Source organism: Klebsiella sp. Q11 (assembly GCF_964241505.1).
In the GTDB taxonomy this organism is placed as follows: Bacteria; Pseudomonadota; Gammaproteobacteria; order Enterobacterales; family Enterobacteriaceae; genus Klebsiella; species Klebsiella michiganensis.
The window spans coordinates 343,247-358,843 of sequence record NZ_CAXSXW010000001.1; the positions used below are offsets into that span (position 1 = coordinate 343,247).

At 56.1% G+C, this 15,597-nt stretch carries 19 protein-coding genes; 4 read left to right on the forward strand and 15 right to left on the reverse strand.

Features of this window, described 5'->3' with window-relative positions; all coding sequences use genetic code 11:
* Window positions 1-2: 2 nt before the first annotated feature.
* From ppnP to aroL, 4 genes are all read right to left on the reverse strand, one after another.
* Window positions 3-287, reverse strand: a complete 285-nt coding sequence (gene ppnP / locus ACESQ2_RS01540) for a pyrimidine/purine nucleoside phosphorylase (RefSeq protein ID WP_004099395.1) — start codon at window positions 285-287, stop codon at window positions 3-5.
* 87 nt (window positions 288-374) lie between these two features.
* Window positions 375-1,055, reverse strand: coding sequence for an AroM family protein (locus ACESQ2_RS01545; protein ID WP_165795123.1), 681 nt, complete (start codon window positions 1,053-1,055; stop codon window positions 375-377).
* A 252-nt stretch (window positions 1,056-1,307) separates the two neighbouring features.
* A complete protein-coding gene (locus tag ACESQ2_RS01550; protein ID WP_004129622.1) occupies window positions 1,308-1,499 on the reverse strand; it encodes a YaiA family protein in 192 nt (63 codons plus the stop codon).
* 71 nt (window positions 1,500-1,570) lie between these two features.
* Complete coding sequence (aroL, locus tag ACESQ2_RS01555; protein ID WP_004848163.1) at window positions 1,571-2,098, reverse strand: shikimate kinase AroL; 528 nt, start codon at window positions 2,096-2,098, stop codon at window positions 1,571-1,573.
* Window positions 2,099-2,432: 334 nt separating this feature from the next.
* Between aroL and ACESQ2_RS01560 the strand changes: the two genes are divergently transcribed.
* A complete protein-coding gene (locus tag ACESQ2_RS01560; protein ID WP_048261381.1) occupies window positions 2,433-3,131 on the forward strand; it encodes a DUF2076 domain-containing protein in 699 nt (232 codons plus the stop codon).
* Here ACESQ2_RS01560 and ACESQ2_RS01565 read toward each other — a convergent pair.
* Window positions 3,128-3,586 (reverse strand): YaiI/YqxD family protein, encoded by a 459-nt coding sequence (locus ACESQ2_RS01565; RefSeq protein ID WP_009653579.1) that lies wholly within the window; start codon window positions 3,584-3,586, stop codon window positions 3,128-3,130. The two genes, ACESQ2_RS01560 and ACESQ2_RS01565, sit on opposite strands and share 4 nt — an antisense overlap.
* A gap of 116 nt (window positions 3,587-3,702) precedes the next feature.
* On the opposite strand from ACESQ2_RS01565, the gene proC reads away from it, so the two are divergent.
* Window positions 3,703-4,512, forward strand: a complete 810-nt coding sequence (gene proC, locus ACESQ2_RS01570; protein ID WP_004848157.1) for a pyrroline-5-carboxylate reductase — start codon at window positions 3,703-3,705, stop codon at window positions 4,510-4,512.
* 46 nt (window positions 4,513-4,558) lie between these two features.
* Here the strand turns inward: proC and psiF are convergent, their stop codons facing one another.
* The 8 genes from psiF to ACESQ2_RS01610 form a co-directional block, all read right to left on the reverse strand.
* Window positions 4,559-4,879, reverse strand: a complete 321-nt coding sequence (gene psiF, locus ACESQ2_RS01575; RefSeq protein WP_004132478.1) for a phosphate starvation-inducible protein PsiF — start codon at window positions 4,877-4,879, stop codon at window positions 4,559-4,561.
* A 90-nt stretch (window positions 4,880-4,969) separates the two neighbouring features.
* A complete protein-coding gene (gene phoA, locus ACESQ2_RS01580) occupies window positions 4,970-6,400 on the reverse strand; it encodes an alkaline phosphatase (protein ID WP_025107196.1) in 1,431 nt (476 codons plus the stop codon).
* Window positions 6,401-6,488: 88 nt separating this feature from the next.
* Window positions 6,489-6,749, reverse strand: coding sequence for an anti-adapter protein IraP (gene iraP / locus ACESQ2_RS01585; RefSeq protein WP_004848155.1), 261 nt, complete (start codon window positions 6,747-6,749; stop codon window positions 6,489-6,491).
* Window positions 6,750-6,976: 227 nt separating this feature from the next.
* On the reverse strand, window positions 6,977-7,969 hold the full coding sequence (locus ACESQ2_RS01590; protein ID WP_014837560.1) for a substrate-binding domain-containing protein: 993 nt from the start codon (window positions 7,967-7,969) through the stop codon (window positions 6,977-6,979).
* A 66-nt stretch (window positions 7,970-8,035) separates the two neighbouring features.
* Window positions 8,036-9,322 carry an MFS transporter gene (locus ACESQ2_RS01595; protein ID WP_032748202.1) on the reverse strand — a complete coding sequence of 429 codons (1,287 nt, stop codon included), beginning with the start codon at window positions 9,320-9,322 and terminating at the stop codon, window positions 8,036-8,038.
* Window positions 9,323-9,416: 94 nt separating this feature from the next.
* A complete protein-coding gene (gene idnO / locus ACESQ2_RS01600; RefSeq protein WP_014228137.1) occupies window positions 9,417-10,181 on the reverse strand; it encodes a gluconate 5-dehydrogenase in 765 nt (254 codons plus the stop codon).
* A gap of 177 nt (window positions 10,182-10,358) precedes the next feature.
* Entirely contained in the window at window positions 10,359-11,558 is a 1,200-nt protein-coding gene (locus tag ACESQ2_RS01605; protein ID WP_014228136.1) for a multidrug efflux MFS transporter, read from the reverse strand.
* 169 nt (window positions 11,559-11,727) lie between these two features.
* Window positions 11,728-12,411, reverse strand: coding sequence for an extensin family protein (locus ACESQ2_RS01610; RefSeq protein ID WP_046877015.1), 684 nt, complete (start codon window positions 12,409-12,411; stop codon window positions 11,728-11,730).
* A 101-nt stretch (window positions 12,412-12,512) separates the two neighbouring features.
* On the opposite strand from ACESQ2_RS01610, the gene ddlA reads away from it, so the two are divergent.
* Window positions 12,513-13,610, forward strand: a complete 1,098-nt coding sequence (ddlA, locus tag ACESQ2_RS01615) for a D-alanine--D-alanine ligase (RefSeq protein ID WP_048261558.1) — start codon at window positions 12,513-12,515, stop codon at window positions 13,608-13,610.
* 115 nt (window positions 13,611-13,725) lie between these two features.
* On the opposite strand, the gene ACESQ2_RS01620 is transcribed toward ddlA, so the two are convergent.
* Window positions 13,726-13,929, reverse strand: coding sequence for a DUF2754 family protein (locus ACESQ2_RS01620; RefSeq protein ID WP_004132489.1), 204 nt, complete (start codon window positions 13,927-13,929; stop codon window positions 13,726-13,728).
* A gap of 255 nt (window positions 13,930-14,184) precedes the next feature.
* On the opposite strand from ACESQ2_RS01620, the gene ACESQ2_RS01625 reads away from it, so the two are divergent.
* Window positions 14,185-14,487, forward strand: a complete 303-nt coding sequence (locus ACESQ2_RS01625; RefSeq protein ID WP_009653569.1) for a DUF2755 family protein — start codon at window positions 14,185-14,187, stop codon at window positions 14,485-14,487.
* On the opposite strand, the gene ACESQ2_RS01630 is transcribed toward ACESQ2_RS01625, so the two are convergent.
* On the reverse strand, window positions 14,484-15,590 hold the full coding sequence (locus ACESQ2_RS01630) for a DUF1615 domain-containing protein (RefSeq protein WP_046877016.1): 1,107 nt from the start codon (window positions 15,588-15,590) through the stop codon (window positions 14,484-14,486). The two genes, ACESQ2_RS01625 and ACESQ2_RS01630, sit on opposite strands and share 4 nt — an antisense overlap.
* Window positions 15,591-15,597: the final 7 nt, after the last annotated feature.

Genomic DNA, 15,597 nt, shown 5'->3' on the forward strand with positions numbered 1-15,597 from the left:
CATTACAGGTAGCGGCACAGATAAGAGGTCGGCTCAGCCACCTGCAGATTAAACTCGCTATTCCCCGGAACGTTGAATACTTCCCCGGCGGCATAGACTTTCCACTCGGTCTCTCCCGGCAGAAGTACGTTCAGCGCGCCGCTGACTACGGTCATCTCTTCCGGCTGCGCGGTACCAAAGGTATATTCCCCTTCCGCCATCACGCCCACGCTCGCACGACCGGTGCTGCTGCTGGTGAAGCCGATAGATTTTACTTTTCCGTCAAAGTATTCATTGCTTTGAAGCATAAACTCGCCCTTATGATCTTGTGTTGAAGGCACAATATAGGGGGCGCTCCTTGCCCCTGTCACGTAAAATTAACGCGTTACATCAGGTTAAACTAATAGTTCTGCCGCCAGCCGTGAAACCAGCACATTTGACAACAGAACCGGAATATCCAGCGCCTTTTGTAATATGTCGCGATGCTGCTGGTGGTAGCAAAGGCAATCCAGCATTAATACGTCTGCGCCCTGTTCAATCAACTCCCTGCCCGCGGCGATTAACTCCTCTTTACCGCCGCTCACCGGATTGGAAATGGCGTAAAACGGAGTATTTTCTAATACCTGCCATTTATTCCGCTGCAGCGGCAAAATCTCTTCAACCGGAACAATCACCCCCACCTGATGGCCGTCGACAATCGACGCGACCAGCGGCGGAATAATTCTTTGCGGCTCAAGCAGGATCGCATTATTCGCCGTAAATCCGCTAAAGGGATGAGTGCTCATGAGTAAAATAAGGTCGTAATTTTGTTTATCGAGCATCGCAATGACGCTACGTAAATCACGCTCAACCTTCTGCCGTGAGACCTGCGCAATTTGATTATCGTTAAGCAAGGTCAATAGCATCTCATCGCCGGGCTCTATGCTGTAGTCCCGCATAACGTCTTCGCGCGTCATTTTGCCGAGCAGGCTAATGTGGGCGATCTCGTCTTCCCTGATATGTTCAGTTAAAAGCGGCAGCATCTCCGCCACGGGTACGACCCCAATGGTCAAGATTGCCATCGATGCACTACTCATATCGTTTACCTTTTCACAACCGCTGTTTCAAAACAGGCTTTTATTTACAACTTCTGCCCCCTGGTGACCCAAAGCAACCGTCGAGAAGCGTAGCAGGTTACGGCTGATATGGAATGTAAAGATTCCAGAAGCGTCAAAAACGCTCCTGAAAATCCGTACCTTAGGTAATCATTAGTACCGTTAATAGATTAAAAATGTGATACATGTCCGGTAGCGATCTTTTCAGAACGAATCCCGGACATTTAAGAGGAATTAAGACTTATCAGGATCTTCGTAACGCCGTTTGGCGTCCAGCGCTTCCTGTTCTGTAGGATGTTCGCTGATGAGTGAGTTTGGCGTCGGGTGATCGGCGCGCAGTTCATACCAGGTGACCGTCTGGCCCTGCGGGCCCTTTTCAACGGCGACAACACGCGCTTCCCTTGGATATGGAGGTCTGGTCGGCATAGCGTTTCCTTTTTTTACCTTAAGAGCTTTAAAGTATAGGCGCTGCCGATCCGTTTACCCCAGGCAAAGTCTTAACTGGTATAGGTCTCGCCGCAGACGGTGGTCATAATCTGTTCTACGACCTCATCCGGCGTGGCGGTCGCATTAATAATATGATGCGCGGCCGCGCGATACAGCGCTTCCCTCTGCGCCAGCACCTCACCCACTTCATCGCGGATGGGCTTTCCGGTCAGCGTCGGGCGCTGTTCCGCCTTCGGATAGGCTTCAAGGCGGTCAATCAGCGCGGAAACCGAGGCTTCGAGATAGATAACGATGCCATTTTCCCGCATAAACTGTCGGTTGTATTCGCTGAGGATAATGCCGCCGCCGGTGGCGATGATCGTCGCGGGTTGAGCGACGCGTTCTAAAGCCTGCGTTTCCAGCGCACGAAAGCGTTCCCAGCCTTCCTGCTGGACGATAGCCGCTACCGTGCGCTGCTCATGCTCCTGCAGCTCATGGTCCGTGTCGGCGAACTTAAAGCTGCGAGCTTTCGCCAGCGCGTGTCCGATGGTCGTTTTACCGCAGCCGCGAGGCCCGACAAGAAATATTAGCTGTGTCATTACCGAAGACCCCTTGGTTCCGCATTTTGCGGATAAATGAAAGCGAAAAGAGAAACAATGGTACCGCAAACTTACCCGACGCAAATCGTAAAATAAACGTTACACACCATCTGCAAACCCTTTCACCTTAGTATTAGAAAGGACATTTAATGTAAACTTATCATTGCATTTGGTGTTATGCCAGCTTTACTTTTGTACAGAAGTTATTTTTTGTTCGCAGTCTGGCGTAAACAGTAACACATTTCTGCACAGCTTTACGCTGCCGCATATTTACAAGATGCGTGCTTCGGAGCGAATCTGAAGCTAATCAATCAGTATGACAGAGGTATGTAGTATGCAATCTGAAGAGCAACGCCTTATCGATGGACTGTTTTCCCGATTAAAAGAGGCCGAGAGCCACAGCGCATCACGGGATACCAGCGCTGAGGAGCGGATTGCCGGGCACATTAAAGAGCAGCCGTTCGCCCCTTACTATATGGCGCAAACGATTCTGATTCAGGAAGCGGCGATCAAACAGCTCAACGACCGCATTCAGGCGCTGGAGAGCCAGGTCACCCAGCTTCAGGCCGCGAAGCCGAGCAGCGGCGGGTTTCTCTCAGGCCTGTTTGGCGGCGGTCAGTCGCGCGGTTCCGACCCGATTCCTGGCGCCGAGCAGTATGGCCGACCGCAGGCCGGCGCCCAGCCTCAGTATGCTCCGCAGGCGCAGCAGCAGAACTACGCCCCTCAGGCGTCGCGCAGCGGCGGCGGTTTTATGGCTGGCGCGCTGCAAACGGCGGCAGGCGTCGCGGGCGGCGTGGTGCTGGGAAACATGTTGACCAATATGTTTAGCGGCTCGCATCCGCAGGAGATCGTCAATATCATCGAAGAGAAACCGCAGCCGGATCTCAGCCAGGCGCAGGACAATAGCGTCGCTGACGATACCTTCCGCCAGGATGACGGGCAGTTCCTCGCCGACAACAACGATTATGACGCCGACTTTGACGCCGGTTTCGGCAATGATGATTTCGGCAGCGACGACGACAGCTGGGTTTAACCCTGCTGGCGCTTAACGTCTAACAGCCATTTCTCCAGCGCGGCGGCAAACTGCTGCCGATCGCGCTGGGATAAGCTATCCGGGCCGCCGGTCTGCACGCCGCTGGCCCGCATCGTTTCCATAAAGTCGCGCATCGTCAGGCGTTCGCGAATGGTCGCCTCGCTGTAGCGTTCACCGCGTGGATTCAGCGCCGCCCCGCCTTTCTCCAGCACTTCCGCCGCCAGCGGGATATCGGCGGTAATCACCAGATCTCCCGGCTCGCATAAACGTACGATTTCGTTATCCGCCACGTCAAACCCCTGCGCCACGCGCAGCGTGCGGATAAAGCGCGACGGCGGGACGCGCAGAGGCTGGTTAGCAACCAGCGTCAGCGAGATTTGCGCGCGCTCGGCGGCGCGGAACAAAATATCTTTAATGACGTTCGGACACGCGTCCGCATCAACCCAAATAGCCATTGCGGCTCCTGTCGATGAAAAAGAGATGCCGTATTGTCGCCTGCTTTTGCCTTCCGCGAAAGCAACAAGATGTTAAGCTATATCGCTAACGATAAAACAAACAAAGGGGATTGGTGATGGAGAAGAAAATCGGCTTTATCGGCTGCGGCAACATGGGCAAGGCCATCCTGGGCGGCCTGATCGCCAGCGGGCAGGTGCAGCCGGGTCAAATCTGGGTCTATACCCCGTCGCCGGATAAAGTGGCGGCCCTGCACGACCAATACGGCATTAATGCGGCGCAAAGCGCGCAGGAAGTGGCTCAGGTGGCGGATATCGTTTTTGGCGCCGTAAAGCCGGGCGTGATGGTAAAAGTGCTCAGCGACGTCGCCTCCAGCCTGAATAAAGACTCTCTGGTGGTTTCTATCGCCGCGGGCGTGACGCTCGACCAGCTGGCGCGCGCCTTAGGCCATGACCGCAAAATAGTCCGCGCGATGCCCAACACGCCTTCGCTGGTCAACGCGGGGATGACGTCGGTCACGCCGAATGCGCTGGTCAGCGCCGAAGAAACCGCGGAGATCCTGACCATATTCCGCTGCTTTGGTCAGGCGGAAATCATTGCTGAGCCGATGATTCATCCGGTGGTCGGCGTCAGCGGCTCCGCGCCGGCTTACGTCTTTATGTTTATCGAAGCGATGGCCGACGCCGCTGTGCTTGGCGGAATGCCGCGCGCGCAGGCTTATAAATTCGCGGCGCAGGCGGTGATGGGCTCGGCCAAAATGGTACTCGAAAGCGGCGAGCATCCGGGAACGCTGAAGGATATGGTGTGTTCGCCCGGCGGCACCACCATCGAAGCCGTGCGCGTGCTGGAAGAGAAAGGCTTCCGTTCCGCCGTCATCGAAGCGATGGTGAAATGCATGGAGAAATCAGAGAAGCTGAGCCGTTCCTGATTGCAATAGCGAATAGCGGGTGAGGTTTCCCTCACCCGCCCATTTCTTACACCTGTTTTTTCAGGCAGGCGCTCATAAATTTGCTGCGATCGTCCCCTTTCAGGGACTGCTGGGTCGCCTGAGCGTTACACTCGCGCATTTTCTGCTGCTGAGGCGTTAGCCCCTTACCGTCCTGCGCGGCGCCATCTTTCTTCAGGCAGCTACTCATAAACGTTTTACGCTCATCCCCTTTCAGCGACTTCGATGACGCTTCTTTATTGCAGACGCTCATCTTTTGCTGCTGAGGGGTCAACTCTTTTTCCGCGGCACTCACCGCTGTCATAAATACCAGGCCAAAAAGTAGGGTCACAAGTAATGTTATTTTCATCGCACCATCCTCTATGAGTGGATCTCTGTAAGTCTGGTCGCTGATGGAGAAAAAACCAGCCGGTAACGAAAATTCATCACCGGCGCCCGGTTATTTCAGATTAAGTGCGGCTTTCATGGTGTAGAACAGGTCCGTCTGGTCGGTTAAACCCACCACGTTGGCCGCGTGCGGGCCGTAGGCGGCAATACGCAGCTGGGTGCCGGTATGTTCCATCGACTCTTCTTCAGAGTTGCCGTAGCTCATCACCATCACCGAACCATCTTTGGTGTTCAGCGCCTGCGTCAGGCCCGGCGCTTTGGTATCTGCCGGGATAATCTGGCTGGCGTGAGCGTGGTCGGCGGTGACGATAACCAGGGTATTGCCCTCTTTTTTGGCAAATTCCAGCGCCTTCTGTACCGCTTCGTCCAGATCGACGGTCTCGCCAATCTGACCGCACGGATTCGCCGCGTGATCCTGTTTATCGATAGAAGCGCCTTCCACCTGCAGGAAGAACCCCTTCTCATTGCTGCTCAGCAGATCGATGGCTTTTTCGGTCATCTGCGCCAGCGTCGGCACCGATGCATCGCGTTTCGGGTTCGGCGTACAGGTCACCGCCGCCTTATCGATATTGCCGTGATAAGACGCCTTTGGGCCTTCCCAACGCACCGGCATATTGCCTTCCGCGAAGAGACCGAGCAGCGGTTTGTCCTGATTGGCCTGGCTAATGGCGGCCAGCGAGCTGGCGTCGGTGACGATCTGGTAGCCGCGGGCTACCGCCTGATCGTGCAGCGTTTTGCCCTGCCATTCACCGGCCGTCGCGCTTTCCGCGAAGGTTTTCGCGCCGCCGCCCAGTGTTACGTCGGGACGGGCGTTCAGCAGCTGTTCGGTAATCGAACCTTTACCGCCCTTTTCCAGCGCGTTGCTGGCGCATTTTTCGCTGGTCACGCTCGGGCCGTAGCATTTACGCGACGTCACATGCGCCACCAGCGCAGCGGGAGTGGCGTCCTGCAGTTCCGCCGTGGAGACGTTACCGGTGGCTAAGCCCGCCGCTTTCGCCAGCTCAAGGATGGTCTGATGATCTTTTTCATGGATATCCACGCCCAGCGCGCCGTTATAGCTTTTCACGCCGGTGGTCCAGGCCGTTGCGGAAGCGGCGGAGTCGGTGACATAATCCGGCTTGCCGGTTTTCTTATCCAGAGAATAATGGGTGTACTGGCCGGTCAGCGGCAGCGCGTCAATGCCTTTAAAGAAGCCGCCCGCCCCTTCTGCATAATTTCGCGCGGCGGTGATTTCAGAATCGCCCATTCCGTCGCCAATCAGCAAAATAATATTTTTAGCCGGTTTATTGATTAACGAAGCGCGCAGCGCCTCGGTCTGGTCACCGCTTAAACGACGCGCGCCGCCCGGCGTGGTGATATCGCCCTGCGCGGCACGATTTTCCAGAACCGGTGCGGTTGTTGTTTCTGCGTGAATAATCGGGGAGCCCAGCAGAGGCAGCAGGGCAATAAACAGGGCGCTTAATTTCACTTTTATCGTCTCCATGTAAAAAATACTTTAAAAAACAAAACGAGGGAGACTGTATAAAAGCGATGTGACAGTAAAATGACAGCATCCATACCCTGTCACAAAACTAACTACGAGGATGCCGTAACAGCTTCTTTATATATTGCTGCAGGAGCTGGGTATCGCGGTCATCCACCAGCGGGCCGGGGCTGGCCTCATCGATGGCCTGCTCAATATCGGTGATGAGCGCCTGCTGGGCGTCCTGCTCCATATGACGTAGCAGAGCGGTCACCACCACTTCCAGCGCCTCAACCTGGGCCGTCAGCTCCTTCGATTCTTCTTCCTTTTGGGCGAGTTTTACCAGTAGCTCAGCAATGAGATTCTTCACAGCACTTTATCCTTATGCGAGGTCCGTAGTCTGCTATTTATGTCATACATTAGCCGTCGGTTGCCACTATTATTTTTTAAAAAAGTTGGCCACGCCGGTGAATAACAAGCGAAACGTTTTGCTCTTTGCATGCCACCCGCCAGGAATTTACTCAATGCGGATTAATAAGCATCATAACCAACTTTAACAAATAAGAATAAAATGGAATATCGCTATTCTATCGATAACTATAACGTATCGCCATAATATATCTGGTAGGCCAGATTCACGCTGTCCGGCGCGTCTTTACCGGCCAGGCGCGCAATAAGTATTTCGCTCGCCGTTTTACCGATTTCATAACGTGGGGTAATGACGCTGGCTATTTTTTGCAGCCGCGCACGGCCAATTTCCAGCCCGTGAAAACCGGCGATGGCGATCTCCTGCGGAACGGCTTTCCCCTGCGCCTGGCACTCGAGCAGCACCCCCACCGCCAGATCGTCGTTGGTACAAAAAATGGCGTCAATATCCGGGCGCGTCTGCTGCATCTGCAGGAACATCTGCCGGCCAAGCGCAACCGAGGAGATGGTCCGCGGCGCCATGTGATACGCCTTCAGGCCGTGCTCCGCCAGCGCCAGCTCGGTGCCGCGGAAGCGGCTTAAATCGCGGGGATCGTCCATTGAACCAAAAAAGGCGATCGCCCGTTTGCCGCTCTCAAGAAAAGCATGGGTCATATCCCACGCCGCCTTTTCGTTATCGAACCCCACCTGGATATCCAGCTGCTGGCCGCCGTAGTCCATCAGTTCAGCGACAGGGATACCGCTGGCGCGCACGTACTGCACCATGCGATCGCTGTGCTGCTTCCCGGTCAAAATCAGCCCATCGATATTATAAGAGAGCAGATTGAGCACTTCGCGCTCTTCGCGCTGCGGGTCATATTCGTAGTTGGCAATCAGGGTCTGGTACTGGTGCGCGGAGGTCACCGACTCAATGCCGGCCAGCACATCGGCAAAAATCTGGTTGCGGAAGGAGGGAATAAGCACGCCAATCGTTTTACTCCGGGCGTTAAGCAGGATTTCCGGGGCGCGGTTAGGGATATAGTTGTTCTCTTCCATGACCTTTGAAATCAGCTCACGGCTGCGCTCAGAAACCTGGCCGGGGTCACGTAAATAACGGCTGACCGTCATTTTATTCAGCCCCGCCAGGTTGGCGATATCCTGCAATGTCATCCGGTTGTTTTTCATCAGGTTCTCTACGACAAGCGACTTTTATGCTCGCAGAGAACCTTACCACAGCAGCGGCGGTTTATGTTAGCCGGCAACCTTTTTTGCCGTCACCGGGGAAACGGGTTGCGGGTTAGCGCGCACGTTGTACATCAGCACGACGGAGGACAGCAGCGCGACAGCCATAAAGGTATAGGAAACCCCCGGCCCGCCGGTAATCCCGTTGAGGTACCCCACCAGCCACGCGCCAAGGAAAGCGCCGAGCGCGCCAAAGCTGTTGATTAAGCCCATCGATACGCCGGAAACGTTGCGCGGCAGCAGTTCAGGAATAAGCGCGAAGAACGGCCCATACGGCGCATACATGCAGGCCGCGGCAATGACCAGTAGCGCATAGGAGAGCCAGAACGCCTGGTTGCCCACCAGCCAGGAGCCAAAGAAAGCGATAGCGGCAATCAGCAATAACGGCCAAATAAACAGTTTACGATTCTGGCACTTATCCGACAGCCAGGAGACCGTCAGCATCAGGATAATTGCCGCCAGGTACGGCACCGCCGCCAGCCAGCCCACCGCCACGATATCCATCTGCGCGGCGTTCTTCAGAATCGACGGCATCCACATCATAAAGCCGTACACGCCGATGCTCCACAGCGCATGCACGGCGCAGAGCATGATCACATTGCGCGAGCGCAGCGCTTCACCGTAGTTGCGCACCGGCTTGATATGACTCTGCTCGCTGTCCATCACCTTCTGCAGGGTCTCTTTTTCCTGCTCGTTCAGCCAGGAAACCTCGGACGGTTTATCGCGCACCAGTATCCACCAGCATACCGCCCACAGTACCGCCGGAATGCCTTCGATGATAAACATTTCGCGCCAGCCCCACGCCTGAATCAGGTAGCCGGAAACGATGGACATCCACAGCACCGTTACCGGGTTTCCGAGGATCAGGAACGTGTTGGCGCGCGAACGCTCGGTTTTCGTAAACCAGTTGCTGATATAAATCAGCATCGCCGGCATCACCGCCGCCTCAACCACGCCAAGGGTAAAGCGAATCGCCATCAGCATCGGAATATTGCTGACGAACCCGGTCGCCGCCGCGCAGAATCCCCATAAAATCAGGCTAAAGAAAATCATTTTTCGCACGCTGCGTTTTACCGCATATATCGCGCCGGGTACCTGGAAAAAGAAATAGCCGAGAAAAAATAGCGCGCCAATAAGCGATGCCGTTCCTTTGGTAATACCCAAATCGCTTTCAATTCCCGCCGCAGCGGCAAAACCATAATTCGCACGGTCAAGGTAGGCCAGACTATAGGTAATAAATATAATCGGCATTAAATACCACCAGCGACGCGCGGGTAATTTCGCGAGCATGTGCATAAGCACTCCTCAGATATCAATATCATCACACGGGTTTAATACTCTGTCCTTCAGGTAGTGCGGGCACGCTGCTGCCCGAAGGACGCGAAGTGATTCAGACAGCGGCAAGCATTCCGCCGTCCACAAACAGCAAATGACCGTTAACAAAGTTTGCCGCCGACGAGGCCAGATATACCGCGGCGCCAATCAGTTCTTCCGGTTTTCCCCAGCGCGCCGCCGGGGTACGCTGGTACAGCCAGGCGGAAAACGCCTCATCGTTGACCAGGGCGGCCGTCATGTCGGTGGCAAAATATCCCGGCGCGATACCGTTAACCTGAATATTATATTCGGCCAGCTCAACGCACATGCCGCGGGTCAGCATTTTAACCGCCCCTTTCGAGGCCGCATAAGGCGTAATGGTTTTACGCCCCAGCTCGCTCTGCATTGAGCAAATATTAATTATTTTCCCCGCGCGGCGGCCCATCATATATTTCGCCACCTGCTGTGAAACCAGGAAAACGCCCTTCTGATTGACCTCAATAACGTTATCCCACTCCTCCTCCGGAAATTCGGTAAAAGGGAAACGCCGCTGGATCCCGGCGTTATTAATTAAAATATCAATGGCGCCGATCTCCTCTTCGATGCGGGCTATCGCCTGCTCGACCTGCGCCGCCCGGGTGACATCAAAGGCGACCCCTACCGCATGAAAACCCTGCGCCACCAGCGCCTGCGCCGCCTGGTCCGCGCGCGCCTGGGTGCGGTCGTTGATGATGATCTCCGCGCCGTACTCCGCCAGACCGCCGGCCAGCAGATGGCCAATCCCCTGAGCGGATCCGGTGATCAGCGCGCGCTTCCCTGACAAATCAAATAAATTTCGCATAAAACCTCTTTTTCAATAACTGTTACGCGTAACTGTATACGCGTAACAGTCAGGAATAGAAGAGGATGAGAGGGGAAAATGATCGTTTTGTGATCGGTGATACATTTAGAGCTTCAGGAACACCGAGGCCGCTACTGACGCTGTCGCATCCATCGCGGCCGAGGAGAAAGAGCGGAATTAAGCCGCAGGACGGCGGCTGCGGCGCAGCATGATGGCCAGCTGCCAGATATTGATCAGGACAATAACCGCCGTGGCGATAAACACCCAGCGGAAGCCGGCCATGGCCGAGACCGACGCGCCAATCAGCGGCCCGGCCACGTTGCCAAGATACATAAACGACTGGTTATAGCCAAAAATACGCCCGGTGACGCTGTCGCTGCAGTATTTGAGCAGAAGCGTTTGCACCGCCGGCAGCATCGCCCCATCGGCAAAACCGAGCAGGAACCGCAGGACGCCAAGCTGGAATGGGGTCGTAACGAACGACATGGCAAAGAACATCACCACCGCGCAGCACAGCGTCGCCAGCAGGATCCGCGAGGTGCCGATCCTGTCGCCCAGTTTCCCCAGACGGGGAGCCGAAATCAGCGCCGACACGCCCGGCACGGCGGCGATCATGCCGGCGAGAAAGGCGATGTTATTGCTATCCGGCGCCATCGACTTGATAAACAGCGCCAGAATCGGGCCGATTGAGCCGTTGCACAGTTGGATCACCAGAGTGGTGAAAAACAGGCTGATCACCAGCCCCGGATAGGGCAGCGAGGCAAATACCGCCTTGCCGCTCAGCCGTTCCGCCCTGGTGACCTGCGGCCGGGCTCCCTCTTTAATCAGAAACAGCGTCACCAGGAAGCTTACGGTCAGCAAAATCGCGGTGATGATAAATACGGCGCGCAAACCGACGTGGTCGGCCAGGAAACCGCCGAGCAGCGGCCCGCCAATCACGCCGCTGATCTGCGCCGTCGACAGCGTGCTCAGCGCCCAGCCGCTACGCTCGCGCGGAACCTGAGACGCCACCAGCGCCATGGCGTTGGGAATATAGCCGGAAGTCAGTCCCATCACCGCGCGCAGGATAAACAGCTGCCAGACGTTGGTGGCGAACGCCTGAAGTAAAATGGCGATGGCCATCCCCAGCGAGGCGCGCAGCAGCATCAGCTTGCGCCCTTTGCGGTCGGCGAGGCTCCCCCACATCGGCGAGACAATCGCCGACACCAGAAAAGTGACGCTAAACGTCAGGCCCGACCACATGGATAACGCTTCATGCGAGGTCACGCCCAGTTGGGAAACGTACAGCGGCAAAAAGGGAAGAATTTGGCTGATGGCCAGGCCGGTAAAAAAACAGCCAAACCAGACGGAGATAAGATTAACCTTCCAGGATTCCATAACTACGCGTATTCATTAATTTTTTGGCAATTATTAACTAGCTTAGCAATTTCCCCTGTCCGACGTACTACCAGAGATGCGCTGACGGCGAGTTTAGTGTTTTATGACACCAGATTGCCCTGTTGCGAATAATTTCGTGGTGAAAAGCGTGGTATACAGCGAGTTATGCTCAGAAACAGAACCCCTGGCCGCGCATACCGAGGTGAAAATGGTTCGCATGGGCCGCGTTATAGTCCGGCCCTAAAGCGTTGCCGTAATAGCTGCAACCGCCGGCCAGTAACGTCTGCAGCCAGGGGTGATACTGCGCATCGGGCCACCCTTTCAGCACGCTGATGCGTCGGCCATCGGCCAAACGAAAGCCGCTGATATCCAGCGCCTCCGCGGTAGCGTGCTCGCTGCGCCGCGCGTTCTGACGATGGTAAATATTACGGCAGGCATAGCTGCCAAAATGGTCGACCTGGCGGAGCTCTTGCCCCAGCATCCGCCGGGTCAGCGGTTTCGCCTGCTGTTGCAGATACAGCGCGCTGCTTAACGCCAGCGGGCAGCTGGCGAGGAAGCTGCTGCTGAGCTTTACCGCGCCAAAATCGCGTACCCGAACCACGTTTTGCAGGGGGCACTCTCCCCCGCTATCGGCCACCGCCCGGCTGGTGATGAGATTTCGCTGATTCGCTTCCTTCAGCAGGTTGGCGCACTGTCCGGGCGTCAATCGCCGCAGCTTATAGTGGGTGATGAACCCCGGCGGATCCTCCAGACGCAGCGGCGCCAGCGGGTTATAGTGCGCGGGAAGATAACGATAGCCGTAATATCCGGCCGCCAGCAGCGCCAACAGAACGATAAGCCCTTTTCCTTTCACGCGCTGCCTCCCAATGCTTTACCCGGTGAATATTATGGCAGCCAGGCGGCCGTTTCACATGCTATGTTATGCCCTTTGATGTAATCATGATGGAAGTTGAAATGGCTAAGATGAGGGTTGGGATCGTTTTCGGCGGTAAGTCGGCAGAACATGAAGTATCGCTACAGTCAGCGAAAAATATCGTGGAAGCCATCGACAAAACGCGCTTCGACGTCGTTTTGCTGGGGATTGATAAGCAGGGGCAGTGGCATATCAACGACGCCAGCAACTATCTGCTCAATCCACAGGACCCCGCCCATATTGCCCTGCGCCCATCCGATATTACCCTGGCGCAAATTCCCGGACGCGAAGCGCAGCAGCTGATTAACGCCGATAGCGGCCAGCCGCTGGCGGCCATCGACGTCATTTTCCCGATTGTTCACGGCACCCTTGGGGAAGATGGTTCTCTGCAGGGTATGCTGCGGATGGCTAACCTGCCCTTCGTCGGCTCCGACGTCCTCGGCTCCGCCGCCTGCATGGACAAAGACGTGACCAAGCGTCTGCTGCGCGATGCCGGGCTGTCGATTGCGCCTTTTATTACCCTGACCCGCGCCAACCGTCATCAGGTGAGCTTTGCCGAAGTGCAGGCGAAGCTGGGCCTGCCGCTGTTCGTCAAACCGGCGAACCAGGGCTCCTCGGTGGGCGTCAGCAAGGTCAACAGCGAAGAGCAGTATCAGCAGGCCGTCGCCCTGGCCTTCGAATTTGACCATAAAGTGGTGGTTGAACAGGGGATTAAAGGGCGTGAGATCGAGTGCGCGGTATTGGGCAACGATAATCCCCAGGCCAGCACCTGCGGTGAAATCGTCCTCAACAGCGAATTCTACGCCTATGACACCAAGTACATTGACGATCAGGGCGCGAAGGTGGTGGTTCCGGCGGCCATCGACAGCGATGTAAACGATAAAATTCGCGATATCGCCGTTCGCGCCTATCAGACCCTCGGCTGCTGCGGGATGGCGCGCGTCGATGTGTTCCTGACCGCCGATAACGACGTGGTGATTAACGAAATCAATACGCTGCCGGGCTTCACCAACATCAGCATGTATCCGAAGCTATGGCAGGCCAGCGGTCTGGACTATACCAGCCTGATTAGCCGCCTGATTGAGCTGGCGCTTGAGCGTCACGCCGCCGATCGGGCGCTGAAAACATCGATGAATTAAGCCCGAGTAAGCGTTTACGCCGCGACCCGGGGAGTGCGCCGGGGTTGATGTATCAGCCCGGCATATTCCCGGCTCGCGCTGCGCTTAGCCGGGCTACGGGTTCACCACCTCCGGTTCACGCTTCCTCTGCTGGGCGGCGGCGAATAATAAACCCGGCAATCCAGAAGCTAATGACCCACGTCACCAGCCCAACCGCGTAAGAACGCCAGCCTTCGGTTTCATACCCGAGCAGCCCGACCACGCCATTCATAATAAAAATTAACCCCAGCGCTACCGCGTAGTAGTGCCAATCGCGGCGGATTTTTTCCGTGAGTTTCATAACCACTCCGACAACAAAAAAAGCATCTTCGCATAGCCGCCACCGCGGGTCTGTAGCGGCGTTGAGAATTGTCGCACATTGCGATATCGGTCTAAATTTCACAAATTTGTAGCAAACTCACAACCCGATGAAATCAGGAATATTCCTGGGCGGAAATTACCAGCAATCTGATACTGAAATCCCCCCTTCGTTGCCAGAATTACCCTCTACGTCGCCGTGGAAAAAACGGCAAGAAAGTGAAGTACGGAGGTCAAGATGGCAGAGTTCACCTTTGCAAAGACCGTCAACGGCGGCAAAAAGAGGGGCTCTCTCACCGGCAGCAACATCGCTTACGCTCTGTTTGTGCTGTTTTGCTTCTGGGCCGGTGCGCAAATGCTGAGTATGCTGATCCACGCGCCCGGCGTTTTTGAGCATCTGATTCAAATGCAGGACAGCAGCCGCCCGCGGGTCGAGATTAGCCTGGTGGTCGGTACCCTGTTCGGCCTGATTCCCTTCCTGGCGGGCTGCGTGCTCATTGGTATTCCTGGGCTGATATTCCGCTGGCGCAGCCGCCGCTAACGGCGCGCCATACAGCTGGCCCGCCGGTCGTCAACGCGTTTGGCAAACCAGGCGGTCGTCAGGTTACGGGTGATTTTCGGGCTCTCAAGCTGAATGCCCGGCAGCACCTCCCGCGGAAGCGTTTTGCCGGCTTTCTTATCGGCAATGCGAAACACCTGCTTATAGAGATCGCTCTCTTCAAACGCCAGGGTATCGCCCTTCTTTAACTGACGATGGATATCATCATCGCTCATTGCCAGCTGTGAGGATAACCGGCGCACCGCCAGTTCGGTGGTTCCGGCCTCGTCGCTATCGTAGCGAATCAAATCGCCATCCAGCGCCAGCTTCACGCCCGTCGCTTTAGAGACGGCGTTCTGGAAGGCGGCGTTACGGCTGGCGTACCATCCGGCGTTGAAATCGGCAAAACGGTACAGCGGCACGCTGTAGTTCGCCGGATAGTTCAACAGATGATAGGTGCCGAACCACAGACCGCCGCGCAGGCTGAACACCTCCTGGCGTACGGTACCGTCGATTTTCCACGGGTAGCCGTCGGTATGCTGCTCGGCGAAGGCGATGCTGACCTGCATCGGGCCGCCGGTATGCACCGGGTTCAGCGAGCCGAACAGCTTCTGCCCCATCGGCACCATGCCGATAAAATCATCGAAAATCGCGCTCAGCTGCTTTTCGGTTTTCACGCTATCGAGGCGTTCGCTATAGCTTTTGCCGTTGGGCGATTTGATTTTCAGCGCGGTATGCACCAGAAAAACCGGGATATGCATTTTCTCCGCCCGGCGGTCAATCTCCTGCCAGGCGATTTTATTCAGCCCCGGCACCGCCGGGTCGGCCTGATAGTTGGACTCCTGCTGCGCCACCGCCAGCACCGAACAGACGTTCTCTTCCGTCGGCGCCAGCTTCTGGCTGGCAAAGGTTTTGGCGATGGCCTGCGCCCAGGCCTCGCGATCTTTCACGCTGGCGGGCATTTTCTGCCGCACCACCGTGGCAACATCAATCGCCTTTTCGCCCTTTTTCAGCTCCGGCTCCGGCTTGCTGGAGCAGGCGGTGAGGACAATCCCTGCCAGTAGCGTCAGGGTGAGAGAAGTGATTCTGGATTGCGCTACCGGCATGGTTCAT

Excerpts from the sequence above, each read along its gene's own strand:
- ACESQ2_RS01560 (WP_048261381.1), top strand. The coding sequence starts at position 2,433 with ATGCAATCTGAAGAGCAACGCCTTATCGATGGACTGTTTTCCCGATTA.
- proC (WP_004848157.1), top strand. The coding sequence starts at position 3,703 with ATGGAGAAGAAAATCGGCTTTATCGGCTGCGGCAACATGGGCAAGGCC.
- ACESQ2_RS01625 (WP_009653569.1), top strand. The coding sequence starts at position 14,185 with ATGGCAGAGTTCACCTTTGCAAAGACCGTCAACGGCGGCAAAAAGAGG.
- idnO (WP_014228137.1), bottom strand. The coding sequence starts at position 10,181 with ATGCGAAATTTATTTGATTTGTCAGGGAAGCGCGCGCTGATCACCGGA.
- ACESQ2_RS01590 (WP_014837560.1), bottom strand. The coding sequence starts at position 7,969 with ATGAAAAACAACCGGATGACATTGCAGGATATCGCCAACCTGGCGGGG.
- ppnP (WP_004099395.1), bottom strand. The coding sequence starts at position 287 with ATGCTTCAAAGCAATGAATACTTTGACGGAAAAGTAAAATCTATCGGC.
- ddlA (WP_048261558.1), top strand. The coding sequence starts at position 12,513 with ATGGCTAAGATGAGGGTTGGGATCGTTTTCGGCGGTAAGTCGGCAGAA.
- ACESQ2_RS01565 (WP_009653579.1), bottom strand. The coding sequence starts at position 3,586 with ATGGCTATTTGGGTTGATGCGGACGCGTGTCCGAACGTCATTAAAGAT.
- ACESQ2_RS01605 (WP_014228136.1), bottom strand. The coding sequence starts at position 11,558 with ATGGAATCCTGGAAGGTTAATCTTATCTCCGTCTGGTTTGGCTGTTTT.
- psiF (WP_004132478.1), bottom strand. The coding sequence starts at position 4,879 with ATGAAAATAACATTACTTGTGACCCTACTTTTTGGCCTGGTATTTATG.
- ACESQ2_RS01545 (WP_165795123.1), bottom strand. The coding sequence starts at position 1,055 with ATGAGTAGTGCATCGATGGCAATCTTGACCATTGGGGTCGTACCCGTG.
- ACESQ2_RS01620 (WP_004132489.1), bottom strand. The coding sequence starts at position 13,929 with ATGAAACTCACGGAAAAAATCCGCCGCGATTGGCACTACTACGCGGTA.
- ACESQ2_RS01595 (WP_032748202.1), bottom strand. The coding sequence starts at position 9,322 with ATGCACATGCTCGCGAAATTACCCGCGCGTCGCTGGTGGTATTTAATG.
- aroL (WP_004848163.1), bottom strand. The coding sequence starts at position 2,098 with ATGACACAGCTAATATTTCTTGTCGGGCCTCGCGGCTGCGGTAAAACG.
- ACESQ2_RS01630 (WP_046877016.1), bottom strand. The coding sequence starts at position 15,590 with ATGCCGGTAGCGCAATCCAGAATCACTTCTCTCACCCTGACGCTACTG.
- ACESQ2_RS01550 (WP_004129622.1), bottom strand. The coding sequence starts at position 1,499 with ATGCCGACCAGACCTCCATATCCAAGGGAAGCGCGTGTTGTCGCCGTT.
- phoA (WP_025107196.1), bottom strand. The coding sequence starts at position 6,400 with ATGGAGACGATAAAAGTGAAATTAAGCGCCCTGTTTATTGCCCTGCTG.